Below are 26312 nucleotides of genomic sequence, written 5' to 3'. Positions count from 1 at the left end.
GGGGTGTACGGACAGGGCCAGCGCCGCTGTCCGTTCAGGCCAGCGTTATTTCTTGAGTGCGGTCAGAATCGCGGCCGGAGACTGACTGCCAATGATGGTGCGTGACTCAGGCTCGATCACCACCATAACGGGCGTAATGCTCACGCCCAACCGTTCAGCCAGCGCGGATTGCCGTGTGATCAATTCGGAGCAGGCTGCGGTGGTATCGTTGTCAGGTAAAAAACCAGCCATCGCATTTTGCAGGCTTTTGACCTTATCGGTTGAACACCAGACGCGCCCCATATCTTCAATGACCGAGTCGCGAATGGCGTTGGGCGCAACGGTCAGAAACGACATCGTCAACCCGGCATCCGTATACTGCTTAACGTTTTTCACCACATTGCTGCAGTAAATGCACTGATTATCAATAAACACCAGCAGCTTGTATCTCTCCACGGGGGCCTGAAACGTGATGGGCTGGAGATCTGTCAGTGAGCGGGTAATATCATTGAATGCGTCTTGTGGTGTGTTATCCGTGGCCGCGAAGGTACTTAAACTCGTCGCACACAGAATGGCTAACATCGTTTTCATTATGCCTTTCATCATTCATCCCTTTATTTTGTTAATCCCTGTCTGATAGCGGTTTAATTATTTGACAAGGAAACGCAGTAATACACCAGGTCTGATCAAAACGGTATGTGCTAAATCATAGTCTTATACAAAAAAGGCGAGGGGGTAGCCGGAGCATGCTCCGGCTGGAAGGATTACAAATAACGCGAAGTCAGGTGTTCCCGGAAGTAGCGGATATTCAGGTCTTCGCCCGTTGCCTGCGTAATGAGTTGCGATGTCGTAAAGCGGCTACCGTGCTGCCAGATGTTCTGGCGCAGCCAGTCAAACAGTGCGGAAAAATCGCCCTCAGCGATGGAGGCCTGTAGACCCGGAAGCGCAGTCTTTGCTGCATGGAATAGCTGTGCAGCATACATCGCGCCCAGCGTGTAGGACGGGAAGTAACCAAAACCGCCGTCGGTCCAGTGGATATCCTGCATGCAGCCGTTGCGATAGTTGTCTTTGGTGGATAATCCGAGCCAGGCCTGCATTTTCTCGTCCCACAGGGCGGGAATATCGTCCACCTCGATCTCACCGTTGATCAGCGCACGCTCAATCTCATAGCGCAGCACGACATGTGCCGGGTAACTCACTTCGTCCGCATCGACGCGAATATAGCCCGGCTTCACGCGCTGGTTCCAGGCAATAAAGTTCTCTTCGCTGAACGCCGCCTGGCTGCCAAAACGGGCGTGCACTGCAGGGAGGAGATGTTTGAGGAAGGCCTCACTGCGGCCGAGTTGCATCTCAAAGAACAGGCTCTGGGATTCATGGATCGCGGTGGAGCGCGCCAGAGCGATAGGCTGTCCTGCCCACGCTCGCGGCAGGTTTTGTTCGTAGCGGGCGTGCCCGGTTTCATGAATCACACCAAACAGCGCGCTAAGCAGTTCATCCTCATCATAACGCGTGGTAATTCGCACATCTTCCGGCACGCCACCGCAGAACGGGTGCGCACTGACGTCCAGGCGTCCGCCGTTAAAATCGAAGCCCAGCATCTGCATAGCTTCCAGCCCCAGCTCACGCTGTGTTGCTGTCGGGAAGGGGCCTTGCGGTGGAACAAACGAACGCTGAGCCTGTTTTTCCACCACGTTTGCCAGCAAGTCCGGCAGCCAGGATTTCATATCGCCGAACAGGACGTCCAGACGCGCGCTGGTCATGTCGGGTTCAAAAATATCCAGCAGGGCGTCGTACGGCGTACAGCCTTTGGCTTCGGCCCGCAGGCGAGCCTCTTCGCGGCTCAGCCTGACTACCTCTTTAAGATTTGCAGAAAAGCCCTGCCAGTCGTTGGCGGGGCGCTGCGTGCGCCAGGCATGTTCACACTTGCTGCCCGCCAGGGATTTGGCTTCCACCAGCGATTCTGGCAGCAGCGAGGCCTGCTGATATTGACGCGTCATTTCGCGCAGGTTGGCTTGTTCGATATCATTCAAATCTTCATCTGCCGCCGCCGCTAACAGGTCGCCGACTTTTTTATCGGTCAGGATCTGGTGTTGCAGGACGCTTATCTCCGCCAGCGCCTCGCCACGGGCAGCGCTGCCACCTGGCGGCATCATCGTGAACATGTCCCAGCTGGCGATGGAGGAGAGGTGCGAGAAGCGGGAGAGACGCTGGAAGGTGCGGGTGAGTTGTTGGTAGTTGTTGTTTTTCATGAAGTCCTCGTGTCTGAATCAGCCGATGACAAAAATTAGCATCGGCTTGATTTAAACACGAAGGCGGTGGATTGTTAATGCAGACGTTTATGCAAACTGGCGCCAACCAGCAGCGCGGCGCACAGCATCAGCGCAATAAACCCACCCACGCCGTTCCAGCCGTAGTTATGCCAGAACACGCCGCCGAGCGTCCCGGCAATACTGGAACCGAGATAGTAGCTAAACAGATAAAGCGATGACGCCTGACCTTTGGCCCGACGGGCGCGTGGGCCTATCCAACTGCTGGCGACCGAGTGGGCGGCGAAGAATCCCGCGGAGAAGAGCAGCATTCCAGCAAAAATCAGCCACAGGGAGGAGAAGAGCGTCAACAGCAGGCCGAGTAACATCACGCCTGTGAATACCAGCATCACCGGTCCCCGCCCGAAGCGCGCCGTCATCGCCCCGGCTTTTGGAGAACTCCATGTTCCGGTCAGATAAGCGACAGAAAGCAAACCGACAACGGCCTGGCTCAGATGCCACGGTGAGAGCATCAGGCGGTAGCCAATATAGTTAAACAGCGTGACGAAGGAGCCCATCAGCAGGAAGCCGACCAGAAACAGGCGCGGCAGCCCTTTATCACGCCAGTGCAGGCGGAAGTTGATAAACAGCGTTTTAGGGCGCAACGAGGTGGGGCGGAAATGACGCGATTCCGGCAGAATTTTCCAGAACATCAGTGCAGAGGCAAGGGCGAAGCAGCCAATGACAGCCAGCGCAATACGCCAGTTAAAGAGGTCCGTAAATACCCCACTCAGCAGGCGTCCACTCATCCCGCCGATGGAGTTCCCGCTGATGTACAACCCCATTGAGAAGGCAACAAAACTCGGGTGGATCTCTTCGCTGAGGTAGGTCATCCCTACAGCGGCAACCCCACTGAGCGATAAACCAATCAGCGCGCGCATCACCAGAATACCGTGCCAGCTGGTCATCATGGTCGAGAGTAACGTACAGACCGAGGCCAGCATCAGCGCGGTAACCATCACCGGTTTGCGACCGATGGCATCGGAAAGTGGGCCGGTAAAGAGCAGGCCAATCGCCAGCATCCCGGTGGAAATTGAGAGCGAAACGCTGCTGCTGGCAGGTGATACGCCAAATTCGTGAGAGAGAACGGGCAGGATCGGTTGAACGCAATAGAGCAGTGCAAACGTTGCCAGCCCCGCTGAGAAGAGCGCCAGCGTGACGCGCATAAATTGAGGTGTACCGCGTTTAATGAACTGAACCGGCTGAGGTGCTACGGGTAAATCATTGATATCTCTGGCCGGATCGATATCAATGGCAGTTGTACGACTCACACAGTTTCCTTGCTTAAACATCCCCGTGATTTCTGGTGACGGGTATGACCACACGATCAGGGTAGGAAAATGTAAATATTCTGTCTAATATATTAATAATCTCAAATGATACGTTAAAAATATGAATATTGAGCTGCGTCACCTCCGCTACTTTGTTGCCGTTGCCGAAGAACTGCATTTTGGCCGCGCGGCGGCAAGACTGAATATCTCTCAGCCACCGCTAAGCCAGCAGATTCAGATCCTGGAGCAGCAGGTTGGGGCGCGTCTTCTGGCCCGTACTAACCGCAGCGTGAGTCTGACGGCGGCGGGAAAACAGTTTCTGGCCGACAGCAGACAAATCCTGAGTATGGTCGAGGAGGCCGCGGCCCGGGCAGAACGGTTGTATCTCGGGGAAACCGGAGAACTGCGGATCGGGTTTACCTCGTCCGCACCGTTTATCAGCGCCGTCTCGGAGACACTCTCCTCATTCCGCCGGCATTTTCCGGATGTTCATATTCAGACGCGCGAAATTAATACCCGCGAACAGATTGCGCCACTGAATGAAGGTTCGCTGGATCTGGGGCTGATGCGTAACACTCAACTGCCGGACACGCTGTCGTGGCAGGTGATCCTGCGCGAACCGCTGATGGCGATGATCCCTCACGATCATCCGCTGGCTTCGCGTCCGTCTGTCACGCTGGCAGAGCTGGCAAAAGAGCCGTTTGTCTTTTTTGACCCGCAGGTCGGGACGGGCCTGTATGATGATATTCTGGGTTTGATGCGCCGCTACGATCTTGCCCCGGTTATTACTCAGGAAGTTGGGGAAGCGATGACCATTATTGGTCTGGTCGCTGCCGGGCTGGGCGTGTCTATTCTTCCGGCCTCCTTTAAACGGGTACAATTGCGCGAAATGCGCTGGGTTACCATCGCTGAAGAGGACGCCGTTTCAGAGATGTGGCTGGTATGGTCAAAACATCATGAACAGAGTCATGCCGCACAGCGTTTTAAACAGCAGTTAATTAGCGCCTCTGCCGGGCGATATTTATAGGGAAATACGGGTAAAAATGTGCAGTAAATCACATGGCTAAGTAAATATTTGACGACGGCCATGGAAGTGCTTCACCATAGCCCACAGTTTATTTCGAAGCTCGAAAATAAGGGAGTACGAGGTGGTTGCTGATAGTCAGCCAGGGCATATTGATCAGATTAAGCAGACCAACGCTGGCGCGGTGTATCGCCTGATTGATCAGCTTGGTCCGGTTTCGCGTATCGATCTTTCGCGCCTGGCACAACTGGCACCTGCCAGTATCACCAAGATTGTCCGCGAAATGCTGGAAGCCCACCTGGTTCAGGAGACCGAGATCCAGGAGCCGGGCAGCCGTGGCCGTCCGGCGGTCGGGCTGGTGGTCGAGACTGAAGCGTGGCACTACCTGTCACTGCGTATCAGTCGGGGAGAAATCTTCCTTGCGCTGCGCGACCTCAGCAGCAAACTGGTGGTGGAAGACCGGCTCGAACTGCCGCTCAATGCTAAGGAACCGCTCCTCGATGCGATTGTCTCGCATATTGATAACTTCTTTATCCGCCATCAGCAGCGGCTTGAACGCTTAACGGCGATAGCCATCACCATGCCGGGTATTATTGATACCGAAAATGGCATTGTTCACCGTATGCCGTTTTACGAGGATGTCAAAGAGATGCCGTTGGGTGAAGTGCTGAAAAACCATACCGGTGTACCGGTCTATATTCAGCATGACATCAGCGCCTGGACGATGGCCGAGGCACTGTTTGGCGCGTCACGTGGTGCGCGAGACGTCATTCAGGTCGTCATCGATCATAACGTCGGGGCAGGTGTAATCACTGACGGACGCCTTCTGCATGCCGGAAGCAGTAGTCTGGTTGAAATTGGTCACACTCAGGTCGATCCTTACGGTAAACGCTGTTATTGCGGGAACCATGGCTGTCTGGAGACCATTGCCAGCGTGGAAAGCGTGCTGGAACTGGCGCAGGCGAGGCTCGGCCAATCCATGAGCTCTTCGCTACACGGACAACCCTTAACGGTGGATTCCCTCTGCGCTGCCGCGCGTCAGGGCGATCTCCTGGCGAAGGACATTATTACCGGCGTAGGTAATAACGTTGGCCGCATTCTGGCTATTATGGTGAATCTCTTCAACCCGCAAAAAATCCTGATTGGTTCGCCGCTCAGCCAGGCGGCGGAGATTCTTTTCCCGGCTATTTCGGCCTGCATTCATCAGCAGTCGCTCCCCGCGTACAGCAAAAATATTGCGGTAGAAAGTACCCAATTCTCCAACCAGGGTACGATGGCAGGTGCGGCGCTGGTCAAAGATGCCATGTATAACGGCTCGCTGTTGATCCGCCTGTTACAGGGTTAACTCTTTTCCGCAGATGTAAGAAAAATTGCGCTATCTCAAGCCGGGTAGCGCACGCTTCCCGTAGACTTCCCCCACTGAATTATTTACCTGGTTTATATTTCGAAGCATACCCAAGAGGTGGAGCGAGTCATGCTTAAGCGTTTCTTTGTTACTGGTACAGATACCTCTGTCGGCAAGACAGTGGTATCCCGCGCATTACTGCAGGCACTGGCTGCAAGCGGTAAACGCGTTGCAGGGTACAAACCGGTCGCAAAAGGCAGTAAAGAGACGCCAGAGGGATTGCGTAATAAAGACGCTCTGGTGCTGCAAAGCGTCTCGTCGCTGGAGCTGCCTTATCACGCGGTTAATCCAATTGCGTTAAGCGAAGAGGAGAGCAGCGTGGCGCACAGCGGTATGATTAATTACCCCCTGCTGTCTGATGGCCTGGCAAACCTGAGCGGGAAGGTTGATCACGTTGTGGTTGAAGGGACGGGCGGCTGGCGCAGCCTGATGAATGATTTGCGCCCGCTGTCTGAATGGGTGGTGCAGGAACAACTTCCTGTGGTGATGGTTGTGGGTATCCAGGAAGGGTGCATTAACCATGCGCTGCTGACGGCACAAGCCATTGCCAATGACGGCCTGCCGTTGATTGGCTGGGTGGCAAACCGCATCAACCCAGGACTTGCGCACTACGCTGAAATCATCGACGTGCTGAGCACAAAACTGCCTGGGCCTTTGGTCGGTGAGTTGCCGTACCTGCCCCGCGCAGAGCAGCGTGAGTTAGCGCAATACATCGATCTCTCTGCCCTCGGTGGCGTGCTGACCGTAGATAGAGTCGTGGCGTAATGTCCTCGACAGCACGGACGCCACAACACAGGCGACCAACAAACCGGGCAGCAAAAAATACTGCCCGGTCATTTCACAGACCATCAGCGCCGACATAATGGGCGCATGTGTGGTTGCGGCGAGTAACGTTGCCATCCCTGCCAGCCCCAGCAAAATTGCCGTCTCAGAACCCGGCATCCACAGCGCGAAAAGTTGAGCAAACAGCATACCTGTCGCCATACCGACAAACAGCGTAGGCGTAAATACCCCTCCCGGAGCACCCGAGCCGCTGCTGGCCAGTACCGCCAGCAATTTACAGATAAACACACCGGCAATGACCGACAGCAACGGGGGGGCGAGCAGAAAAGCCTGAACCACGCTGTAGCCATTCCCCCACACCTTAGGCGTCAAAAGGGACAGCAGCCCGACGATCAAACCGCCGAGCGCCAGTTGCCACGGCGGTGAAAGTTTGAGACGCAGGAATAGCCCATGACTGAACGTCATCAGCCACATCAGCAGTGGGCCGCAGAGGCCCGCCAGCAGACCCATAGCGAGTAACAGGGCATAATCTGCCGCGGTGAGTATGCCACTCAGATGCACGTCATAGAGAGTAAGGGATCCGGGCGCTAAAAGATGCGTCGTGAGCAGCGCCACCACCGCAGCAATAACCACGGGGCCAAGCGAGGCCAGCATCAGCGTGCCAAACAGAATCTCTGCAATGAACAGGCTTCCGGCTAACGGAGCATGGTAGGCGCTGGCCATCCCGGCCGCGGCGCCGCAGGCGATCCAGAGTTTCCATTCGGATTTCGGCGTAAATCGGCGGGCGAAAAAGGAGGCGGCGAGGGCGGCAAGCAGGATCATCGCCCCTTCACGGCCAATGGCACTCCCGCTGGCAACAACCAGCAGTGACGCAAGGGATTTCACCAGACTGGCGCCGTAGTCAAACTGACCGTCACCGGTCTCCAGCGCTTCCATATAATCGGTTGGGGCGTGAGGGCGCTGCGCGGTAAATCGTTGCCATCCCCATAACAGTAACCCGGCAGCCAGCCCACCCAGGGCTGGTGTCAGTGCGCGCCGCCAGGGAGAGAGCGCGGCGGCGGCATTCACCAGGCTGCCGCTGTCGTTACTGAGAAACAGCCACTCCAGCAGATACATGCTGTGGCGGAACACCGCAACGGCCAGCGCGGCCAGTACGCCAGTTATGGTGGCTATCAGGAGTCGACGAAACATTGCCCGGATGTCGGGATAAGTGTGAAGACGTTGCATGAGTCGCGATTAAACAGGAACGATACAATATTGTGGCGGGAAATCGCGGGGTTAGCAAAAGGTATGCGTGCGAAAAAGCCGGGCGACGCCGGCCGTATTTCTACACCATTCCGTTATTACCGTGACGCAAAAATGCCGGACGCTGGTTGAGTTGTTCAAACCATGCATCAACGGCGGGTACATCAGGTTTGTCGAAAGGGGTCATTTTCCAGCGATTCACCGACAGCCCGAGCACTACATCTGCAAGCGTAAACACTTCGCCTGCGGCAAAGGCACCGGTGCGCTGTAACTGCCCTTCAAGGAGGGTGATGCACCCGTTCCACTCTTTTATCCCCGCTGCAATCCTTTCGGCATCGTTATAGTCCGGGTTGTTACGCCCCAGTGCCGGGAAGACATAGCGCCAGGCGTTATTGAACTCGGTTGCCTGCCAGTCCATCCAGCGTTCGACATTGGCACAGGCCTGAGGCTCTGACGGCAGCAGATCATAACGTCCTGCCTTGCGCGCCAGATAACGGCAGATAGAGTTGGATTCCCACAGCACGAAATTATCATCGATCAGCACGGGCACCATGGCGTTAGGATTCAGCGCACGAAATTCATCCGTTTCGGTGGAGGCAAAGCCGCTGCCGTAATCTTCCTGCTGGTACGCGATACCGGCTTCTTCGCAGGTCCAGAGCACTTTACGAACGTTGATCGAGGTGGTTTTACCGAGGATGTTTATCATTGCGCAGGTGTCCTTTAGAGGCGTTCATTGTGCGAAAACAATACATCAGTTCAGCAGAGGAGGTTGGGGCAAAATTTGGTGGGGAGTGCTTTTCCTGACCAGACGGAACGTTTCTGGAAGACGCCTCGCAAACCGCAAAGTAACCTTGTGAAATTAAGGGTTATGTCTTTTCTTAAACCGATCGGGGTCGTAAAGTGCCTGCGTTGCGGCACATCCGCAATCGGGCGTAGGAACCCGTATCTACAGAGCGATATTTATTTGTCGCGGCAGCGTTTCAATCGCTAAAATTGCGGTGGCGCTGGCGGAGCAGCCGCAAGGCTGGCCGTTTTCTCTGTGGGCGGTATTCCTACCTCTGTCAGCGCTACCCCCTCGAGCGTAGGAACTCATCGGGTGGTTCACCCAAATTTATACACTGAGGATGCCTTACGATGGCTACGATCCCAACCCTGACTTACCTCCCGTCTGACGAAAGCGTCATTCTGCAACTTATCTCCCGGCCGCTTCCGGCTGATGCCGATCTTTTTGACGTCGCCGACAACTGCGCCGCGCTGGTGAGTGTGCTGGTCGAAATCGAGGATGCAACGATGTTTACTGCGCTTTGCGAGCGTCTGCTGCACGCCCTGCGTAAGCTAAGGGAACTCTGCGATGTCGATCTTCCGCCAGACCTGATCGCGCAATTGATCATGGGTGAGAAACTGAACTCCTGCGTACCGGACTGCTGGCAGGATACCGTGACCCAGGTGGACTATGCTCTGGCGCTGACACAAGCGGTTAAGGGCGGAACGCTGCCTGCGAACATAGCGAAAGAACTTACGGGCTTGCTGCACGATATGGTGTGGCTGCTGGCTGAGTTTGTGAAGGAGCCGCGCATTACTGCGCATTAAGGGTGCTGGCATGGAGGGGCGGTAGCGCCCCTTTGACGTGGTGATAAAAGTAATCAGTTCACCGTATCCAGGAGTGACGTCCCGTAGGAATTGTCGATGGTACAAAGCCAGCGACCATCGCTCTCCTGTCGAAAAACATAGGTGGCGCGACGTGATATTTCCGTTCTTCCACCCTTGCCACCCGGAAAACGCAGAATGGTTTCCATGATAACAAGCGCATTGCCGCCACCTTCTATCACCTGCATCTCTCCTTGTTCGACAACCAGCTGATCCTGAAAATAATCTGCGATGGCAATAAACGCGCTGCGGATGTTTTCTTTACCTTTAACGGTCATGCCGGGTTTGACCACCAGAGTCGCGTCTTCGGCGTAGTACTCCATCAGGGCGTCATAGTTTTTGGTGGTGATAGCGCGATCGCAGGATTCGATTATCTGACGCAGCGGATGTGGGGTCATGCGCATTTCCTTTTTAAGTGATTAACACGTATTAACGTAACAGCCTGGTCCGTTTGTATAGCTACCAGGTTTTATGGGGGGAGTTCGGGGTTTAGGTAACGTTAGGGCGGCTATGAGCGAAAAGCGAACGTCATGAAAATGTAAAAAAATAGCCCCCATCATCAACAATCAACAGGGGTCACCTTGTTGGCTTATTTTACCGTTTCAATTTTCGGTGGCTGCCAGGTGCCATCGAGAATCGACTGCTCTCCCCAGTAAGCGCGGATATAGAGTGACAGGTTACCGTCAGGTGCCGGAAGCCAGTTATTCACCTTATCCTCTGATGGGCGATTTTTGCTGACGTACAGTGTCAGCGAGCCGTCATCGTTGTACTTCAGATTTTTATTTTTCGTCCCCAGAGAGTAACGGTTAAGCTCATTTGGACTAAACAGATGCTTGCTGTTGTAAAGCGTGAGTGACCAGAAACCTTTTACAGGAGGAAGTTCGCCTTTTGCGAAGGTTACCGTGTAGTCATGGGTTCCGGAAAGCTGTACGTTTGCGGCATCATTGTCGGTGTAGAAATACTGGGTTTCGTTCGGTTTGTTATCGAACATATTCGATTTGGAGGTGCCGGTTCGGTTGTAGTAGTCCACGCCGAACTCGGCGTTATTTTTCGAGCGGTTCCAGCCATTGCCGGCAGGTACGCCGTTATTCTTCCATTTAAAGAATTCTGCAATAACCGTTTTATCCGTCTCGATGGCCGCTTCATCCATCCATTTGCGTACTTCAGGGTTTTTCTTCCCGGCCTCTACCAGATGGCGATACTGAGCGTACATGGCCTCTTCGCCAGGCAGTGGCGGCACTTTTTCAAGTACATTTGCGAATTGATCAAAGAATTTCTCAGGTACCACCCAGCGGGTCTCGCCTGCGCTGGCATCCGGTTTATCACCAATAGCCGGGATTGTTGAGTATTCAAAGGATTTCATTTTCCCGTCAAACTTGCTTAACGGGTAGGTCATGATTTCTTTAATTGGACCCTGAATCGCTTTACGATCTTCCGGAGTATCATTCATCTGCACGCGCGGAATAACGTTGGCCATTTCAGTGGATGAACGGATAATCCCTGTAATCCCCTTCGGCGTTTCGCCTTTCCAGTTCGGTCCGACTAGTAAATAAAATCCAGGCTTGGTGCCGTAAGGTTTACCTACATTACCAATTTGATTCGTGCGCGCGTCATAGAGAGCGTAAACCCAGAAACGCTCCCCAAAATCGGGTACCTGAATAACTATCGGCTCTTTATCTAACTCGAAGAAGCCCAGACCATATGCGACATCCTGGTTGGGGCAGGTAACGAAGGTTTCTTCTGGTTTAATGTAGTCTGTCAGCATGCTGAGCTGACCCATTGGCGCGACGGGGACCATCCCACCATTCAGCGCAGGATAAGGCGCTTTAGTGATGGTTTCCCGGCGGTTGAATTGGTTCACCATTGGCCAGCCCCAAATGTAGGCCTGCTGCGCAATTGCCTTTACGTAACTTTCAGGCATTGTTACATCCGCAGACGGCTGAGTTAACTGATCAAACTGGGTTGGATGCGGAATAGTCAGCGGTGCAGTTTGTGCATATACGCCGGCGCTGAGCGTCAGTGCAGTGAAGAGGGCAAGGTAACGTTTATTCATATTTTCTCTCAATTATTTGTTCGTCTGAACCAGATCGTCAGGTACCCAAGTCTGATCGTAGAAGCCGTCCTCGGTTCCATACAGGCGAAGGGCAACAAGGAAATTACGGTCAGGGACTGTTTTAATAAATGCGCTGTCCGCTACGCCATCAGGTTTGTTTGGCCCAAACCAGAGATCGATAGATCCGTCATTGTTTTTCGGGATGTTGTAGTAACCGTTGGTGGAAGGAAGTAGCTGATCGGTTTCAGGCATCGTGCCATCAGTGATGTTGTAGGCCGTCACCGCCCAGAACAGAGCTGCTGGTGGATTTGGCGGTAAATGCAGTTTGTAAGTATTACTGCCGTTCAGGAATTTACCGGTGTTGTCTTTGGTCGCGAAAGGGTATTTCGAGCCAGCTCCGGTGGTATGCATCACCATCGCAGCCGCGCTGGAATAGGCAATCTGGAAGAAGGCCGCGCGCTGGTTCGCATCAAGTGTGCCGTACTGCATCCATTCTGCAGTAGCGCCCGCCCATGAGTTTTCCCACTGTCTGTCTTTGTAGTACAGCTGCCGCTGGTCATCTCGTCCAACCTGTCGGCGAGCCAGAATCATACGTGGTGCAGTAGCGACGGCTTTGTTGAGCATTTCCTGCTGCTTTGCCGTTGGGCTGAAGGGTTTACCTTTGACTATCCCAATACTTAACAGTGCGCTCCGAGTCTCTTCTGGTATCGCTGTTAAAGGCTCATAGTCCACGAAGGTTTTCAGTTTCTGCCAGTAGCTGGCGTCTGTTGGATACATCATATTGATGCGCTTGCCGCTGGCGTCCGGGAACTGCATCGGCTTGACCTCTTTCTCTACATCCCAAAGCGGATAAATACGCGTCGTTTCAGCATTTTTTACCGCCGGGACAGGATCTGGTTTACCGTCACCCTTTGCCATGATGGTCCTGAAGAAGAGGAATACGTTATAAGTTGATGATTTAAAGGCGTAGTAACCCTGCGGCACTGGCCCTTCATAGTCAGGGGGTAACAGCAAATACAGGCCACCGCGAGCTCGGTCCGGACCGATAGCACCCACGTCGGTGATGGTTTTCTGGAAGAAATCGGTAAACATGCCGATGACATTTGCCGGGGCCTTTATAACCAGCGGACCTGTCTCTTTAAGATCCAGGTAGCTCATCGAATAGATGACATCTCCGTTTGGTGTCGGCACGACGGCACGGCTGTCCATGCGCTCTTTCCAGATGGGCAGGACATTGTAGCCTTTACCAAATGCGGCTTCTGAGCCGTCGCGTAGACCAATAGTGTTCAACAGAGGCAACGTCTGGATATATGCCTGAATCGCATCCTGATAATACAATTCGTCGCTGAGAGTCTGCGCCTCATCCTGAGCCAGCCAGTTTCCATTATTGAGTTGTTTCATCAATGGTGAGAGAGGGGCATCATCTGCGTAGATAGGCTGAGAGAATGTCAGTGCCAGCAGGACAGCAGATGCTATGACTTGAACTTTCATAAGTCTTTCCAAAGTGAGTAAGCGGAAAGCCAGCGATATATTTCTTTCAGAACCTGAAGCATATCCTCAGCTGGCACTAAATATGACTAATGCCTTCTAAGGATAGTAAAAACTGCAAAAATGTAATCTTTAGAATTGTTTATTAATAAACTCAAGGGATGAACTGAGCCTGAGCCTGCGTAGGTTGTCGAGTCAGCCCTTTTGCTGTGCCGACAATGACATTTTCTGTAGAGTTCGCGTCTGCTTTTGGCTGTGAGTTCAACGGGGCGATGCAACGCTATCCTTAATCAAGGGGGACGTTGCCATGAAACGAAGAACTCGGACTAACTACACGCTAGCTTTAACAGGTATCTTAACGCCAGGTATTTTCCACGGGGTAGGTATTACAATGACCCTTGCCCAAAATCAAAGCAATGCTAAATCAGAGATCTTCGTCTTCTGACAACAGGCAAAGACCCCTGATGCCCCCATGGTTGATTGACCAAGTTCCATGATGCTGGCTCCGCAAGCGCCCAGATACTGTCTGACCGGGGACTGACCAGAAAAGGTCCGCTATGAGCGATCTGCGGACGTTATTGCGTGTATCAACACCTGGCTTTTTTTCGCCAGAAACTTCATTTTTTGCATAATAGTGACAACTATTTTGACTCATCAGGGATGTTGGCGTACTAATGCTGGCCGAGGAAAAGCATCTGAATGTTTACATGCACTTAGTGATAAAAGTAATAAAAACATGGACGAATTAATTAACAAAACAGTCATGCAAATAAAGGAAAATAATACTGGTCCCGTTTACAAAGGTAAGGACCCTCAGCAAACCATTGGTGATGTCTCCAGCAAGTTTTTCCTCGATTCACAAAACTCCTGGAAAGAGTATCGTAAAAACTTCTGTTTAGGTGTTGGGTCGCAAATCGGGGAAGATACCTATGATTACTGATCTTATATTTATCAATGTCAAATCAATCTTAATAAAAGGCATGCTGAAGAGATAAAAATGCTTCATGCTGATGAAGAGTGATCTGAGTAGCCTGCTGACTGAATTTTTGCAGTTTAGCAGGCTAATTGATCTTTTAAACACAGGAATTATAAGTCTAACAAAAGTTTTTTGATTTTTACTGCCTTTTCAAAATGGTCCAGTTTCATTTCCATAATCCACCAGTGCGCAACCTCCATAAGCAGTTCAGGATCATCATTTTTATTAGCAAAAAAAGCATAAAACGAAAGCCCAACATGGCTTCCCTTAGAGGCAATTTTTGAATCACAGATCCTGATGATTTTTTCCTTCATTCCTTGTCGCACGTCATCTCCTTTACTATTTTCATGTTCTGGTAAAAAAGCCGCAAGCAGATGTCTGCTTACGGCTCCAGGAACGGTGACAATGTTTTATGACAATCAGGCCGCTTTCACCGCTCTGATTTTTTTATCATCAACCGCATCGGCTTCTGCTTTATCTGCAACAACGGCGGCATTGAGATCGGGAAGCTTGCTGGTACGCAGAATATGCAGCACGGTCTCTTTTTGCTCGGCGAGATACAGACCAAGATCTTCCGCCTGTGTTTCATCCATCTGCATTCCGCTTTGCAACAGCCAGTCAGTGAACGCGTCTGCCATATCAAGCAGCTTGTCGTGAGCGTCAGCTTCTTTCTTACTGGCAAAAGTCATTTTCTCTACACCTTTTCTTACGACAACAAATTTTGTTTCAACAGCCATTATGCGCACCTCATACTGTATTTATATACAGTATAACAGTTCCGGTTTTAGGTTGCAGCTAAAAATTGCTGACATTTCTAGCGGGCAGGGGGCTCATTCGAAAAACGTGCACTGATCGCATCACGTTCATAACCCTGCGGCTGCGTCAGTATCTGGTATAAATCAGGACGACGACCGTGGATCCAGCGGCGTCCGGTGCTCATGGCAAGCAGGCTTAAATCCAGTTCAGCGCTCACCATCACATTTTCAGCCGCCCAGGTTTCATTCATGATCCTGCCATAGGGGTCGAGGATCATGGCATTCCCTGTGCGCACTTCGTCATCATCTGCACCCACACCGTTGCTGAAAAGAACAAATAATCCATTGTCATGTGCGCGGGCAGGCAGCCAGCGCATGAGCCATTCCCGACCGCTTGCCCCTTTGAATGCGGCCGTAATTTCCTCCTTGCGCGTTTCCCGCTCCTCCCAGAGCGACAGCGGAATAGGCTTCATTCCGTGAGGACTGCGGGAATCCGTACCGCCTGTTTGATGCGGTGTGAGAAGAATATCGGCACCCAGCAACGCCGTCGCGCGTACATTTTCGACCAGATTATTGTCCCAGCAAATCAGGATGCCGACTTTCACTCCCCACGGCGTATCAAAAACGGTAAAGCTGTCCCCACTGCTGATGGCCGGATGTTCAAATGCATGGAGTTTACGGTGCGTATGCATTGAGCCGTCCGGCATACAGGCAACATACGCATTGTAAAGGCGGCCATCGTCGGCGCGTTCAATAAGACCGGCACCAATAAGCATTTGATGTTTGATCGCAAGAGAGCGAATTAACGTCAGGGAAGGGCTTTCAGCAATTGGCTCTGCCAGAGAAGACACCTCCGCTGAGGTGAGTTTGGGGACATGCCAGTAGCCGGTAATACACATTTCAGGGAAGGTGAGAATTTTCACCTGCTCAAGCGCCGCCTGTTCAATAAATTTCTCCATTATCAGCAGGTTGTATTTTTTATTACTGGCCTGATGCTGAAACTGTACAGTTGCCGCCTTTAAGGATTGATGTTCGTTCATGATGCGTCTCCAGTTGTCATCGAAACTGAATTACATAACGCTTTCCGATAACTGTATAATCAAATCATTTCTGATTTTAATAACCATCTGGAATGCAAAATTGAACATCCGGTTGCTTAAAGCCTTTGTGGTACTGGCTGAAAAAGGAAATTATGCCGATGCGGCGAGAGCGCTGTTTATCTCGCAACCGGCATTGACCAAACAGATTAATCTCCTCGAATCTCAGGTGAATATCTCGCTTTTTTCACGAGGACGTCACGGCGCAGTACTGACGGCCGGCGGCAGGCGTTTGCTGCCAGAGGCCGAAAAAGTGGTCAGGCAAACCCAACTGTTTATGCAGCATGCTGAGCAGATATCGAAAGGCGTTGAGGGGCATATTTCCGTAGGGTTCGGACTCTCAAGCTTTTATCTGGCACCACGCTGTATTGCAGACTTTCGTCGCGACTACCCGGGAGTCGAGATGTCCTTGACGGATCTGCCTTCCTTCCAGCAGTACGAGCAATTGCAAAATGATGAGCTACAGGTGGGATTTGTCAGGGTTCCTCCCCCCGTGGCGCTTGAATACCTGCCGTTATTTACCGATCGGCTGGTTCTGGTTGCGCCCGCTGCGTCGCCGACAATGTCTGTGGCTGAGTGGCTCACGAAACGTCCTCTGTTGCGGCTATATGATGAGCGGGGACGGGGTTTAAATGCTCAGATTGACCGTTTTTTGCATGACAACGGTCATTTCATCTCGTTGACGCAACTCACTGACGATATACAAACTATCGTTGCAATGGTGATTGCGGGGATCGGTGTGGCCATTCTGCCCACCAGCGTGACTCATATCGCGCCGCCGGAACTGGTGATTATTCCGCTAACGGGGGAGTCAAGAAGCTGGGAGGTGGGCATCGCCTGGGACGCAAGCAGGGAGGATGGCATCCGTGACAATTTCATTGCTAGCGTAGCTGCTGCGTTTCCGGGCCACCCAAACTCCGCCGCCATGCCCCAGGCGCCTGACCATACTGACGCTTAAAGCTGCGGTTGAAGGATTGCTGAGAGTCAAAGCCCAGCGCGATCGCCACGTTCAAAATCGGTTCATCACTCTGAGCCAGCCGTTCGACCGATTTTTGCAGCTTTTGCGCGCGAATATACTCGGCGAGAGGGGAGCCAGTATGCTCTTTGAAGAGCCGCTGGAGGTGCCATTTTGAGTAACCGGATCGCCTTGCGACGGACTCAATGTCCAGGCGGCTATCAAGGTTGTTGTCGATCCAGTCGAGTAGATCATGCATAAATGCGCCAGTGTTCATCTGGTTACCCTCATACAGCTCGTCTAAAAGTATCTTTGTCTGTTGCATTTAAAGGTTGGCTGGTTTTTGCGTTAATTGCAAGTTTTATTGTTGCATTTAAGTCCTTGAGCGAAACGGCTCTTTTCCCTTCGACTCAAATAGCACATAAAGTGCAACAATTATTCTTGCACTTAGTTAAGCGCCTTCCTACAATCGCCGCGAATAGTGTATTCATTACTGTTACAGTTTTGTGGCGATGAACGACACAAATGGCCTTAAGCCAGCTACCGGACAAAGGAAGTGGCGCGGCATCTCCCGCGGCGTCTTGTCCGGCGGCTACAATTATCGGAATAAAAATAATGAGCCTGCAAAAAACCTGGGGTAACTTTCATCTGAGCGCGCTGGGGGTCATGTTGCTCTCTGTGCTGCTCGTCGGATGCGATAACAGTGTCGCGCAAAACGCTGCGCCACCTGCGCCCGCCGTCAGTGCTGCTGACGTGGTTGTGAAATCCATTAGCCAGTGGGATAGCTTTAACGGTCGGATTGAGGCGGTGGAGAGCGTTCAGTTACGTCCGCGCGTCTCCGGTTACATTGATAAAGTGAATTACACCGATGGCCAGGAGGTGAAAAAGGGCGAGGTGTTGTTCACCATTGATGACCGAACCTATCGTGCGGCGCTGGAACAGGCGCAGGCGAACCTGGCGAGAGCCAAAACGCAGGCCAGCCTGGCACAAAGCGAGGCCAACCGTACCGATAAACTGGTCAATACCAACGTAGTCTCCCGTGAAGAATGGGAGCAGCGTCGTTCGGCTGCCACCCAGGCACAGGCCGACATTCGCGCCGCGCAGGCGGCGGTTGACGCCGCACAACTTAACCTGGATTTCACCAAAGTCACCGCGCCTATTGATGGCCGCGCCAGCCGGGCGTTGATCACCAGCGGTAATCTGGTGACTGCGGGGGACACCGCCAGCGTCCTCACCACGCTGGTCTCGCAGAAAACGGTTTACGTTTACTTTGACGTGGATGAGTCGACCTATCTTCATTACCAAAATCTGGCCCGCAGCGGGCAGGGGGCGTCCAGCAATCACATGGCGCTTCCGGTGGAAATTGGTCTGACGGGCGAGGAGGGCTATCCCCATCAGGGCAAAGTGGACTTCCTGGATAATCAGTTAACGCCGAGTACCGGCACCATCCGTATGCGTGCGCTGCTGGATAACGCGCAGCGTCAGTTCACGCCAGGGCTCTTTGCCCGCGTACGTCTGCCGGGCAGCGCGGAATTCAAAGCCACGCTGATCGACGACAAAGCGGTGCTGACCGATCAGGATCGTAAGTACGTTTATATCGTCGATAAAGAGGGGAAAGCACAGCGTCGCGACATCACGCCGGGACGTCTGGCAGACGGTTTACGCATTGTGCGGCAGGGGCTGAACCCTGGTGATAAAGTCATCGTCGAGGGCTTACAGAAAGTGTTCATGCCGGGGATGCCGGTTAACGCGAAAACCGTTGCCATGACCGCCAGCGCCGCCTTCAACTGATCCCTTACCTGAGAATCCGACCCATGGACTTTTCCCGTTTTTTCATCGACAGGCCTATTTTTGCCGCCGTCCTGTCGATTCTGATTTTTATCACAGGATTGATCGCCATCCCGCTGTTGCCGGTAAGCGAATATCCTGACGTTGTACCGCCAAGCGTGCAGGTACGCGCGGAGTACCCGGGCGCCAACCCGAAAGTGATTGCCGAGACCGTGGCGACGCCGCTGGAAGAGGCGATCAACGGTGTTGAAAACATGATGTACATGAAATCCGTTGCGGGCTCGGACGGCGTACTGGTGACCACCGTCACCTTCCGTCCGGGAACCGACCCGGATCAGGCGCAGGTTCAGGTGCAAAACCGCGTCGCGCAGGCCGAAGCGCGCCTGCCGGAAGACGTGCGGCGTTTGGGGATTACTACCCAGAAACAGTCGCCAACGCTCACGCTGGTGGTGCATCTGTTTTCGCCCAACGGGAAATACGACTCCCTGTATATGCGTAACTACGCCACGCTGAAGGTGAAGGACGAGCTGGCGCGTCTGCCTGGCGTCGGACAGATTCAGATTTTCGGCTCAGGCGAATACGCGATGCGCGTCTGGCTGGATCCGAACAAAGTGGCGGCCCGCGGTTTGACCGCTTCGGATGTGGTCACGGCGATGCAGGAGCAGAACGTTCAGGTGTCCGCCGGGCAACTGGGTGCCGAGCCGCTGCCGAAAGAGAGTGATTTCCTGATCTCCATTAACGCCCAGGGGCGTCTGCACACTGAAGAAGAGTTTGGCAATATTGTCCTGAAAACGACGCAGGACGGTACGGTTGTCCGCCTGCGCGACGTGGCACGTATCGAAATGGGATCGGGTAGTTATGCACTGCGTTCTCAGCTCAACAATAAAGACGCGGTCGGGATTGGTATCTTCCAGTCTCCGGGGGCGAATGCCATTGATTTGTCTAACGCGGTGCGCGCCAAAATGGACGAACTGTCCACGCGTTTCCCGGCAGACATGAAGTGGGCGGCTCCTTACGATCCGACCGTTTTTGTGCGCGATTCGATCCGTGCGGTTGTGCAAACGCTGCTGGAAGCGGTGGTGCTGGTGGTGCTGGTGGTGATTCTGTTCCTGCAAACCTGGCGCGCGTCGATCATTCCGTTGATCGCGGTGCCGGTCTCTGTCGTGGGGACATTCAGCATCCTCTACCTGCTGGGCTTTTCACTTAACACCCTGAGTCTGTTCGGGCTGGTACTGGCTATCGGTATCGTGGTGGACGATGCCATCGTGGTGGTGGAAAACGTCGAGCGAAATATCGAAGAGGGGCTTGCTCCGCTTGCGGCGGCGCATCAGGCGATGCGTGAGGTTTCGGGGCCGATTATCGCGATTGCGCTGGTGCTGTGCGCGGTGTTTGTGCCGATGGCATTTCTCTCAGGCGTTACAGGGCAGTTCTATAAGCAGTTTGCGGTGACGATCGCGATTTCGACGGTGATTTCCGCCATCAACTCGCTGACGCTTTCTCCGGCACTGGCGGCTCTGCTCTTAAAACCGCACGGCGCACCGAAAGACATCCCTACCAGACTGATTGACCGTCTTTTTGGCTGGATTTTCCGCCCGTTTAACCGCTTTTTCCACCGCAGCTCGAACGGTTATCAGGGGCTGGTGGGGAAAACGCTCGGACGACGCGGCGCGGTATTTGCGGTGTATCTGCTGCTGCTCTGTGCGGCGGGCGTGATGTTCAAAGCAGTGCCCGGCGGGTTTATTCCGACGCAGGATAAGCTGTATTTGATTGGCGGTGTGAAAATGCCGGAAGGTTCTTCGCTGGCGCGCACTGATGCGGTGATCCGCAAAATGAGCGAAATCGGGATGAATACCGAAGGTGTGGACTATGCGGTCGCATTTCCGGGGCTGAATGCGCTGCAGTTCACCAACACGCCGAATACCGGGACGGTCTTCTTTGGCCTGAAGCCGTTCGACCAGCGCAAACATACTGCGGCGGAAATTAACGCTGAGATCAACGCAAAAATCGCGCAAATTCAGGAAGGCTTTGGCTTCTCCATTCTGCCACCGCCGATTTTAGGTCTGGGTCAGGGGTCGGGCTATTCGCTGTACATCCAGGATCGCGGTGGTCTGGGCTATGGCGCGCTGCAAAACGCGGTGAACACCATGTCTGGTGCGATTATGCAAACGCCGGGGATGCATTTCCCGATCTCAACGTACCAGGCTAACGTGCCGCAGTTGGACGTGCAGGTCGATCGCGATAAGGCGAAAGCGCAGGGCGTGTTGCTGACCGATCTTTTCGGTACGCTGCAAACCTATCTGGGCTCGTCGTACGTGAATGATTTCAACCAGTTCGGGCGTACCTGGCGCGTGATGGCGCAGGCTGATGGGCAGTTCCGCGACAGCGTGGAAGATATTGCTAATCTGCGCACCCGTAACAGCCAGGGCGAAATGGTGCCGATTGGCAGTATGGTGAAAATCACGACCACCTACGGGCCGGATCCGGTGATTCGTTACAATGGTTATCCGGCGGCGGATCTGATTGGCGATGCCGACCCTCGCGTGCTCTCATCAGCGCAGGCGATGACGCAGCTGGAGGGGATGTCTAAGCAGATCCTGCCGAATGGGATGAATATTGAGTGGACGGATCTGAGCTTCCAGCAGGCCACCCAGGGCAATACGGCGCTGATCGTCTTCCCGGTCGCGGTACTGCTGGCGTTCCTGGTGCTGGCGGCGCTGTATGAAAGCTGGACGCTGCCGCTGGCGGTGATCCTTATCGTGCCGATGACGATGCTCTCCGCGCTGTTTGGCGTCTGGCTGACCGGGGGCGATAACAACGTCTTCGTGCAGGTGGGGCTGGTGGTTCTGATGGGGCTGGCCTGTAAAAACGCGATTCTTATCGTGGAGTTTGCCCGCGAGCTGGAAATTCAGGGCAAAGGCATTATGGAAGCCGCGCTGGAGGCCTGTCGTTTGCGTTTACGTCCGATTGTGATGACCTCCATCGCCTTTATTGCCGGGACAATTCCGCTGATACTCGGTCACGGTGCGGGTGCGGAAGTGCGCGGCGTCACCGGGATCACCGTCTTCTCCGGGATGCTGGGCGTGACCCTGTTTGGTCTGTTCCTGACACCGGTGTTCTACGTGACGCTGCGTAAACTCGTGACGCGCGGTAAAGTGGAAAGGGAAGTGCTGCCTGCGTAAGGACGTTGCAGATAATAAAAAACCGCCTTCACTGTGAAGGCGGTTTTTTTTCGCAACAGGAAAAGCGTTAAGACGTTTTTTGGTACTGGGCAATAATATCAGGGAGCGGATCCCATCTGCTGCCATCAGCATTTTTCACCGCGTCCAGGGCGCTTGCTACGGTATGGCGGGCTAATACCGCTAACGAAGCCTGCTCCGCCTCTTCGGAAATCGACTTGAAATACCAGCACGCGTTAGCACTGACTACGCAGCGAGCGGGTACGTCAGGGCGCGACGCCCACAGCTTTTTATCTTCGATGACAGAGAGATAGATATCGCGAAGGGTGATCTTTTCGGGCGGACGACCAAGATGAATAGAGCCGTTGCGACCAAGCGTTGAGACGATAATGCCATCACGCTTGAGCGGAACCATCAATTTGCGGATAAAGCTCGGATTCGCTTCCAGGCCGAAGGCCAGGATCGCACTCGTCGAACGTTCACCCAATTGCTCCGCCATCGCTACGCTGAGAACCATCTGCAAAGCTGTCGGGAAGCGGTAATCTAACATTTCTCTATCCTGGGTTGCGGTGAATCTTGTTCTTTTTTGCACTGCAGAGGTGAATAAGCAATAAATAACAATATAACAAATACGGTGATTTTTTTGAAGCAATCTGCGGCATTCGTGATCGAGCATCATATTTTTTTCACCGAACGCGCGATGCGGGAAGTCTACCGTCACAAAAAGCCGTTGAGCATCATCTTTCAATGAGTTGTCTTTGTGCTCTGGCGCTAATGATTCAATTGTGATGATTTCTTTCAGACAATGATATGGTTAAGTCTCCCTCCATCAGTTGAACAGGTGTGAACGTGAGCATTTCGGTGAAACATGAATGGCATATGAATGATTTTCTGATTAGCACAGACAATGAAAAACTGAACCTACAGGCTGTGCATCAGTATTTGACGAGATCCACATGGGCCAAAGGTATTGATCTGGAAACCGTCACAGCTTCAGCAGCGAATAGCCTTAACTTTGGCATTTATCACAATGAATCTCAGATAGGATTTGCACGTCTGATCACGGATTATGCGACTTTCGCGTACCTTTGTGATGTATATGTGCTTGAAGAATACCAGGGTTACGGGTTGGGAAGATGGCTTATGGAGTGTATTCATAGTCACCCGATATTTGAAAAACTTCGCAGGATCTTGTTATTTACAACCACTGCGCCCTGGCTTTATGAAAAGTTTGGCTATGAACCAGTGAATCAGAAAAACTACGCGTGGGCCATTACCCGACCTGATATCTATACCTGCAGATAAAAGCCAGGATAGTGTTGGAGAAAACAGGTGCGATTGAAGGCGGGAACCAAACCCTGGGTGTCTCGCAACACTTAATCAGAGAGAAAATCATGAGAAAAATCGTTTCGTTTGTTCATGTGTCGCTGGATGGTTTTGTCGCATCTAACGCTGAGGGGCTGGCGAGTCTGGACTGGATTAGCATAAGCCCCGATTTGTTTGAATACGTGGAGAAGCGGATTCAGCAGACCGACACCGCCTTATATGGGCGCACCACCTACCAGATGATGGAGTCGTACTGGCCCACTGCTGCCGATAAGCCTGACGCCAGCCCGCATGACCTTGCGCATTCGCGTTGGTATAAATCTGCCCACAAAGTGGTGTTGTCGAAAACCCTGTTGGAAAAAAATCACCCTAATACGCAAATTATCAGTAGCAACTTAAGCGACGAAATCAGCAAGCTCAAGCATCACGCGGGCAGCGAAATCTTATTGTTTGGTAGCCCCTCAGCGACTCACGCGCTAATGGCGGAAAACCTCATCGATGAGTATTGGCTATTCGTCAATCCCGTTCTGCTGGGGCAAGGCATTCCCTTGTTCAAAAATATACAAGACAGAACCTCACTCATGTTGGTGAAGAGTCATATTTTCCCGTCGGGGGTAGTGTGCCTGCAATACGAGGTGAAACGAAATCGATAAAGTAAATTCCGCAAACACCTACTAAGTAGGTGTTTGCGGAATATTATGATTTACACTTTGCCAAGCAGAATATTCAACATGCGACGCAATGGTTCCGCTGCTCCCCACAATAGCTGATCGCCTACCGTCAGCACCGAGTAGATAGGTTCATTGTTTAGCGACATTTTTTTGTAACGGCCAATACCCACCTTAAGCGAACCGCTGATATATGCCGGTGTTAGTGTGCTGATACTTTCGGCCTTGTTATTGGGCACATAGTTAACCCAAGGGTGGGAATTCATCACTAATTCTGCAAATTCCTCTTCGGGAACTTCACGCTTGAGCTTAAGGGTTATAGCAGCACTGTGGCAGCGGATTACGCCGACTCGTATGCATAGGCCGTTTACCGGGATCGTGCCGGGAGACAGACCTAAAATTTTGTTCGTTTCAGCCTCACCTTTCCATTCTTCACGGCTATTACCATCGCCTAAATCGCTGTCAATCCAGGGAATGATGCTGCCCATCAAAGGAGCACCGAAGTTCTGGGTCGGCATATCAGCGCTGTTAATTAATTCACTGACCTTGTTAACTAACGGAAGCACTGAACCCGAGGATGTCAGCTCATCCGAAGATAAATGGTTACTTATGTAAGCACTTTGTGTGATTAATTCCCGTACATACTGTGCACCCGCACCCGATGCGGACTGATAGGTCATCACACTCATCCATTCGATCAGGTCAGCCTTTATCAACCCAGCCAGACCCATAAGACTCAGCGTAATGGAACAGTTGCCACCGACAAAAAGCTTAATACCTTCTTTTATTGCACGATCAATATTTGTGCGGTTGACGGGGTCGAGAATAATACAGGCTTTCTCATCCATCCTCAGCGCGGAGGCCGCGTCAATCCAGTAGCCTTGCCAGCCATGGTTAAGCAACGCCGGGTATATGGCTTTGGTATAATCCCCACCTTGACAGGTTATGATGATATCCATTTCGGCCAGGGCACTCATGGAATTAGCATCTTTGAGCGTGTAGCTGACACCATTAATGACAGGACCAGCAGCACCTGCACTGGAAGTGCTGAAAAAATGTGCAGAAATATTGTCGAAGTCGTTCTCTTCAACCATTCGCTGTAGCAAAACAGAACCGACCATACCTCGCCAGCCAACAATACCAACTTGCTTCATTTGCTTAACCCTAATTACGTTTTGAGAATGTTAATTATCTTCGAGGTACGTTATATCTCATCCCAAATTAAAGGTCATTACGAATAACATCCGATTCTGACATTATTAAAATCTTTCATCTGGCATCAGCAATTTTCATCTCTTCCACAACGAAAAAAACATCACAAAGTTGCCGCCGGAATGATGTAATAGTACGCATCCCGCAGCCATAATGGCTTTATTATGTTCGCTTCGGGTAGATATATTCCTCTAATCCTTTTGACAGTACATCGAAAACTAATTTGCAGCACCGACTATTACGCAGGTCTTCGTGCATAACGAGCCATGTATCAAGGTATAAAGAAAAGAAATGTGGAAGTATCCGCTGTAGCGGAATAGGTCCATTGGCAAGTGGTACCTGGCATATGCCAATGCCTGCACCGGCGTGAATCAGGCTCAGCTGAGCCACGTCGCTGTCGGTGCGTATAGAAAAGAGATCCCGATTTAGCTGCGGGTATTTTTTCAATGCATTACGGATGAAAGGCGTATTCCGATCAAAACCAACCAGCGCGTGTTTCAGAAGATCTTCGGTATTGTCAGGCGCGCCATGTCGGGCAAGATAAGCAGTGGACGCGTGTAGACCAAGCTCAATGCTACCAACGCGACGAGCAATAAGCTGCTCCTGTATTGGCGTCGTCATGCGTATCGCAATATCTGCTTCTCTGTGCAGTAAATCCTGAACCCGATTAGAAAGCACTAATTCAATCGTGATTTGCGGGTTGGACTCCCTGAGCTGCGCAATGAGTGGCGGGAGTACCTCGACACCAATGATCTCACTTGCAGAGACACGTACTACACCGCGAATGGACGCGCTGCTGGCACCAACGTTGGCCGCTGTACGCTCCAGTGTGTTAGCCGTACTCTCCATCGCTTCGGCATGTTCCCTCAACGCCTGCGCAGTTTCAGTTGCCAGCAATCCCGTTTGCGACCGCGTGAACAATACCTGGCCGAGGGCAGATTCCAGTGCAGCTATGTGCCGACCTGCCGTTGGTTGCGTAATACCAAGCATGCGCGATGCACCGGAAAGTGACCCTTCTCTGAGCACCGCAAGAAATGTTCGGTACCACTCCCATGGAATAGATGTCTTCATACAAATTTGTATACCTGCCCTATATTGATATGCAATACCATTTAGCTCTGCCTGTACTTATGCTGTCAATCTGAAATCAGCAAAGAG

Annotated in this window: 25 protein-coding genes; 10 read left to right on the top strand and 15 right to left on the bottom strand. The window is 52.5% G+C overall.

What is annotated here, in order from left to right:
• Nucleotides 1–45: 45 nt before the first annotated feature.
• The 3 genes from WB237_RS06525 to WB237_RS06515 all read right to left on the bottom strand — a co-directional run bounded on the left by WB237_RS06525 (nt 46) and on the right by WB237_RS06515 (nt 3556).
• Nucleotides 46–570, bottom strand: coding sequence for a thioredoxin fold domain-containing protein (locus WB237_RS06525; RefSeq protein WP_442892477.1), 525 nt, complete (start codon nt 568–570; stop codon nt 46–48).
• 173 nt (nt 571–743) lie between these two features.
• Complete coding sequence (locus WB237_RS06520) at nt 744–2228, bottom strand: carboxypeptidase M32 (protein ID WP_336211675.1); 1485 nt, start codon at nt 2226–2228, stop codon at nt 744–746.
• A gap of 74 nt (nt 2229–2302) precedes the next feature.
• A complete protein-coding gene (locus WB237_RS06515) occupies nt 2303–3556 on the bottom strand; it encodes an MFS transporter (RefSeq protein WP_336211673.1) in 1254 nt (417 codons plus the stop codon).
• Nucleotides 3557–3677: 121 nt separating this feature from the next.
• On the opposite strand from WB237_RS06515, the gene WB237_RS06510 reads away from it, so the two are divergent.
• The 3 genes from WB237_RS06510 to bioD all read left to right on the top strand — a co-directional run bounded on the left by WB237_RS06510 (nt 3678) and on the right by bioD (nt 6750).
• Nucleotides 3678–4583 carry a LysR family transcriptional regulator gene (locus tag WB237_RS06510; protein WP_108090031.1) on the top strand — a complete coding sequence of 302 codons (906 nt, stop codon included), beginning with the start codon at nt 3678–3680 and terminating at the stop codon, nt 4581–4583.
• A 121-nt stretch (nt 4584–4704) separates the two neighbouring features.
• Nucleotides 4705–5925 (top strand): sugar metabolism global transcriptional regulator Mlc, encoded by a 1221-nt coding sequence (gene mlc / locus WB237_RS06505; protein ID WP_336211670.1) that lies wholly within the window; start codon nt 4705–4707, stop codon nt 5923–5925.
• 129 nt (nt 5926–6054) lie between these two features.
• Complete coding sequence (bioD, locus tag WB237_RS06500; protein WP_114977402.1) at nt 6055–6750, top strand: dethiobiotin synthase; 696 nt, start codon at nt 6055–6057, stop codon at nt 6748–6750.
• Here bioD and clcB read toward each other — a convergent pair.
• Together clcB and WB237_RS06490 are read right to left on the bottom strand one after the other, a co-directional pair.
• Nucleotides 6685–7995: a voltage-gated ClC-type chloride channel ClcB gene (gene clcB, locus WB237_RS06495; protein ID WP_336211666.1), complete on the bottom strand. Its 1311-nt coding sequence runs from the start codon at nt 7993–7995 to the stop codon at nt 6685–6687. The two genes, bioD and clcB, sit on opposite strands and share 66 nt — an antisense overlap.
• Nucleotides 7996–8095: 100 nt before the next feature.
• A complete protein-coding gene (locus WB237_RS06490) occupies nt 8096–8719 on the bottom strand; it encodes a glutathione S-transferase family protein (protein WP_336211663.1) in 624 nt (207 codons plus the stop codon).
• Between the two features lie 428 nt (nt 8720–9147).
• Between WB237_RS06490 and WB237_RS06485 the strand changes: the two genes are divergently transcribed.
• Entirely contained in the window at nt 9148–9603 is a 456-nt protein-coding gene (locus WB237_RS06485) for a hypothetical protein (protein WP_336211661.1), read from the top strand.
• Nucleotides 9604–9656: 53 nt separating this feature from the next.
• Here the strand turns inward: WB237_RS06485 and WB237_RS06480 are convergent, their stop codons facing one another.
• The 3 genes from WB237_RS06480 to WB237_RS06470 all read right to left on the bottom strand — a co-directional run bounded on the left by WB237_RS06480 (nt 9657) and on the right by WB237_RS06470 (nt 13204).
• On the bottom strand, nt 9657–10058 hold the full coding sequence (locus tag WB237_RS06480) for a YybH family protein (RefSeq protein WP_336211658.1): 402 nt from the start codon (nt 10056–10058) through the stop codon (nt 9657–9659).
• Nucleotides 10059–10249: 191 nt separating this feature from the next.
• A complete protein-coding gene (locus WB237_RS06475; RefSeq protein ID WP_336211655.1) occupies nt 10250–11713 on the bottom strand; it encodes a DUF1254 domain-containing protein in 1464 nt (487 codons plus the stop codon).
• Nucleotides 11714–11725: 12 nt separating this feature from the next.
• The gene (locus tag WB237_RS06470; RefSeq protein ID WP_336211652.1) at nt 11726–13204 is read right to left on the bottom strand and encodes a DUF1254 domain-containing protein; all 1479 of its coding nucleotides are present in this window, start codon (nt 13202–13204) and stop codon (nt 11726–11728) included.
• Between the two features lie 733 nt (nt 13205–13937).
• Between WB237_RS06470 and WB237_RS06465 the strand changes: the two genes are divergently transcribed.
• Nucleotides 13938–14141, top strand: a complete 204-nt coding sequence (locus tag WB237_RS06465; RefSeq protein WP_336211649.1) for a hypothetical protein — start codon at nt 13938–13940, stop codon at nt 14139–14141.
• Nucleotides 14142–14287: 146 nt separating this feature from the next.
• Here WB237_RS06465 and WB237_RS06460 read toward each other — a convergent pair whose 3' ends face one another.
• The 3 genes from WB237_RS06460 to WB237_RS06450 all read right to left on the bottom strand — a co-directional run bounded on the left by WB237_RS06460 (nt 14288) and on the right by WB237_RS06450 (nt 15972).
• The gene (locus WB237_RS06460) at nt 14288–14503 is read right to left on the bottom strand and encodes a DUF6500 family protein (protein WP_336211647.1); all 216 of its coding nucleotides are present in this window, start codon (nt 14501–14503) and stop codon (nt 14288–14290) included.
• Nucleotides 14504–14596: 93 nt separating this feature from the next.
• Nucleotides 14597–14914: a YebG family protein gene (locus WB237_RS06455; RefSeq protein ID WP_129995936.1), complete on the bottom strand. Its 318-nt coding sequence runs from the start codon at nt 14912–14914 to the stop codon at nt 14597–14599.
• A gap of 77 nt (nt 14915–14991) precedes the next feature.
• Entirely contained in the window at nt 14992–15972 is a 981-nt protein-coding gene (locus WB237_RS06450) for a nitrilase family protein (protein WP_336211643.1), read from the bottom strand.
• 100 nt (nt 15973–16072) lie between these two features.
• On the opposite strand from WB237_RS06450, the gene WB237_RS06445 reads away from it, so the two are divergent.
• Nucleotides 16073–16987 (top strand): LysR family transcriptional regulator, encoded by a 915-nt coding sequence (locus WB237_RS06445; RefSeq protein ID WP_336213498.1) that lies wholly within the window; start codon nt 16073–16075, stop codon nt 16985–16987.
• On the opposite strand, the gene WB237_RS06440 is transcribed toward WB237_RS06445, so the two are convergent.
• Nucleotides 16911–17261, bottom strand: a complete 351-nt coding sequence (locus WB237_RS06440; RefSeq protein ID WP_028017378.1) for a helix-turn-helix domain-containing protein — start codon at nt 17259–17261, stop codon at nt 16911–16913. The genes WB237_RS06445 and WB237_RS06440 overlap by 77 nt on opposite strands.
• 338 nt (nt 17262–17599) lie before the next feature.
• Here WB237_RS06440 and WB237_RS06435 point away from each other — a divergent pair, with 338 nt between their 5' ends.
• Nucleotides 17600–18775, top strand: a complete 1176-nt coding sequence (locus WB237_RS06435) for an efflux RND transporter periplasmic adaptor subunit (protein ID WP_114977391.1) — start codon at nt 17600–17602, stop codon at nt 18773–18775.
• Between the two features lie 23 nt (nt 18776–18798).
• Complete coding sequence (gene oqxB / locus WB237_RS06430) at nt 18799–21951, top strand: multidrug efflux RND transporter permease subunit OqxB (protein ID WP_336211639.1); 3153 nt, start codon at nt 18799–18801, stop codon at nt 21949–21951.
• A gap of 67 nt (nt 21952–22018) precedes the next feature.
• Here the strand turns inward: oqxB and WB237_RS06425 are convergent, their stop codons facing one another.
• Entirely contained in the window at nt 22019–22498 is a 480-nt protein-coding gene (locus tag WB237_RS06425; protein WP_336211636.1) for an RrF2 family transcriptional regulator, read from the bottom strand.
• Between the two features lie 299 nt (nt 22499–22797).
• On the opposite strand from WB237_RS06425, the gene WB237_RS06420 reads away from it, so the two are divergent.
• Both WB237_RS06420 and WB237_RS06415 read left to right on the top strand, forming a co-directional pair.
• Nucleotides 22798–23253, top strand: coding sequence for a GNAT family N-acetyltransferase (locus WB237_RS06420; RefSeq protein WP_336211633.1), 456 nt, complete (start codon nt 22798–22800; stop codon nt 23251–23253).
• Between the two features lie 14 nt (nt 23254–23267).
• On the top strand, nt 23268–23927 hold the full coding sequence (locus WB237_RS06415; RefSeq protein ID WP_336211630.1) for a dihydrofolate reductase family protein: 660 nt from the start codon (nt 23268–23270) through the stop codon (nt 23925–23927).
• A 50-nt stretch (nt 23928–23977) separates the two neighbouring features.
• Here WB237_RS06415 and asd read toward each other — a convergent pair whose 3' ends face one another.
• Together asd and WB237_RS06405 are read right to left on the bottom strand one after the other, a co-directional pair.
• Nucleotides 23978–25096: an aspartate-semialdehyde dehydrogenase gene (gene asd / locus WB237_RS06410; protein ID WP_336211627.1), complete on the bottom strand. Its 1119-nt coding sequence runs from the start codon at nt 25094–25096 to the stop codon at nt 23978–23980.
• Between the two features lie 220 nt (nt 25097–25316).
• Entirely contained in the window at nt 25317–26225 is a 909-nt protein-coding gene (locus tag WB237_RS06405) for a LysR family transcriptional regulator (RefSeq protein ID WP_336211624.1), read from the bottom strand.
• Between the last annotated feature and the right edge of the window lie 87 nt (nt 26226–26312).

Source organism: Enterobacter sp. P82 (assembly GCF_037053385.1).
Lineage (GTDB): Bacteria > Pseudomonadota > Gammaproteobacteria > Enterobacterales > Enterobacteriaceae > Enterobacter.
Note: the sequence above shows the minus strand (reverse complement) of the source record. Positions and strands in the feature narration are given on the sequence as shown.

What these genes read in the sequence shown, in the direction of transcription:
- WB237_RS06480 (WP_336211658.1), bottom strand. Translation starts at nt 10,058, where the DNA reads ATGACCCCACATCCGCTGCGTCAGATAATCGAATCCTGCGATCGCGCT.
- bioD (WP_114977402.1), top strand. Translation starts at nt 6,055, where the DNA reads ATGCTTAAGCGTTTCTTTGTTACTGGTACAGATACCTCTGTCGGCAAG.
- WB237_RS06510 (WP_108090031.1), top strand. Translation starts at nt 3,678, where the DNA reads ATGAATATTGAGCTGCGTCACCTCCGCTACTTTGTTGCCGTTGCCGAA.
- WB237_RS06470 (WP_336211652.1), bottom strand. Translation starts at nt 13,204, where the DNA reads ATGAAAGTTCAAGTCATAGCATCTGCTGTCCTGCTGGCACTGACATTC.
- WB237_RS06450 (WP_336211643.1), bottom strand. Translation starts at nt 15,972, where the DNA reads ATGAACGAACATCAATCCTTAAAGGCGGCAACTGTACAGTTTCAGCAT.
- WB237_RS06490 (WP_336211663.1), bottom strand. Translation starts at nt 8,719, where the DNA reads ATGATAAACATCCTCGGTAAAACCACCTCGATCAACGTTCGTAAAGTG.
- WB237_RS06440 (WP_028017378.1), bottom strand. Translation starts at nt 17,261, where the DNA reads ATGAACACTGGCGCATTTATGCATGATCTACTCGACTGGATCGACAAC.
- WB237_RS06435 (WP_114977391.1), top strand. Translation starts at nt 17,600, where the DNA reads ATGAGCCTGCAAAAAACCTGGGGTAACTTTCATCTGAGCGCGCTGGGG.
- asd (WP_336211627.1), bottom strand. Translation starts at nt 25,096, where the DNA reads ATGAAGCAAGTTGGTATTGTTGGCTGGCGAGGTATGGTCGGTTCTGTT.
- oqxB (WP_336211639.1), top strand. Translation starts at nt 18,799, where the DNA reads ATGGACTTTTCCCGTTTTTTCATCGACAGGCCTATTTTTGCCGCCGTC.
- WB237_RS06455 (WP_129995936.1), bottom strand. Translation starts at nt 14,914, where the DNA reads ATGGCTGTTGAAACAAAATTTGTTGTCGTAAGAAAAGGTGTAGAGAAA.
- WB237_RS06405 (WP_336211624.1), bottom strand. Translation starts at nt 26,225, where the DNA reads ATGAAGACATCTATTCCATGGGAGTGGTACCGAACATTTCTTGCGGTG.
- WB237_RS06465 (WP_336211649.1), top strand. Translation starts at nt 13,938, where the DNA reads ATGGACGAATTAATTAACAAAACAGTCATGCAAATAAAGGAAAATAAT.
- WB237_RS06520 (WP_336211675.1), bottom strand. Translation starts at nt 2,228, where the DNA reads ATGAAAAACAACAACTACCAACAACTCACCCGCACCTTCCAGCGTCTC.
- WB237_RS06525 (WP_442892477.1), bottom strand. Translation starts at nt 570, where the DNA reads ATGAAAACGATGTTAGCCATTCTGTGTGCGACGAGTTTAAGTACCTTC.
- WB237_RS06475 (WP_336211655.1), bottom strand. Translation starts at nt 11,713, where the DNA reads ATGAATAAACGTTACCTTGCCCTCTTCACTGCACTGACGCTCAGCGCC.
- WB237_RS06485 (WP_336211661.1), top strand. Translation starts at nt 9,148, where the DNA reads ATGGCTACGATCCCAACCCTGACTTACCTCCCGTCTGACGAAAGCGTC.
- clcB (WP_336211666.1), bottom strand. Translation starts at nt 7,995, where the DNA reads ATGCAACGTCTTCACACTTATCCCGACATCCGGGCAATGTTTCGTCGA.
- WB237_RS06425 (WP_336211636.1), bottom strand. Translation starts at nt 22,498, where the DNA reads ATGTTAGATTACCGCTTCCCGACAGCTTTGCAGATGGTTCTCAGCGTA.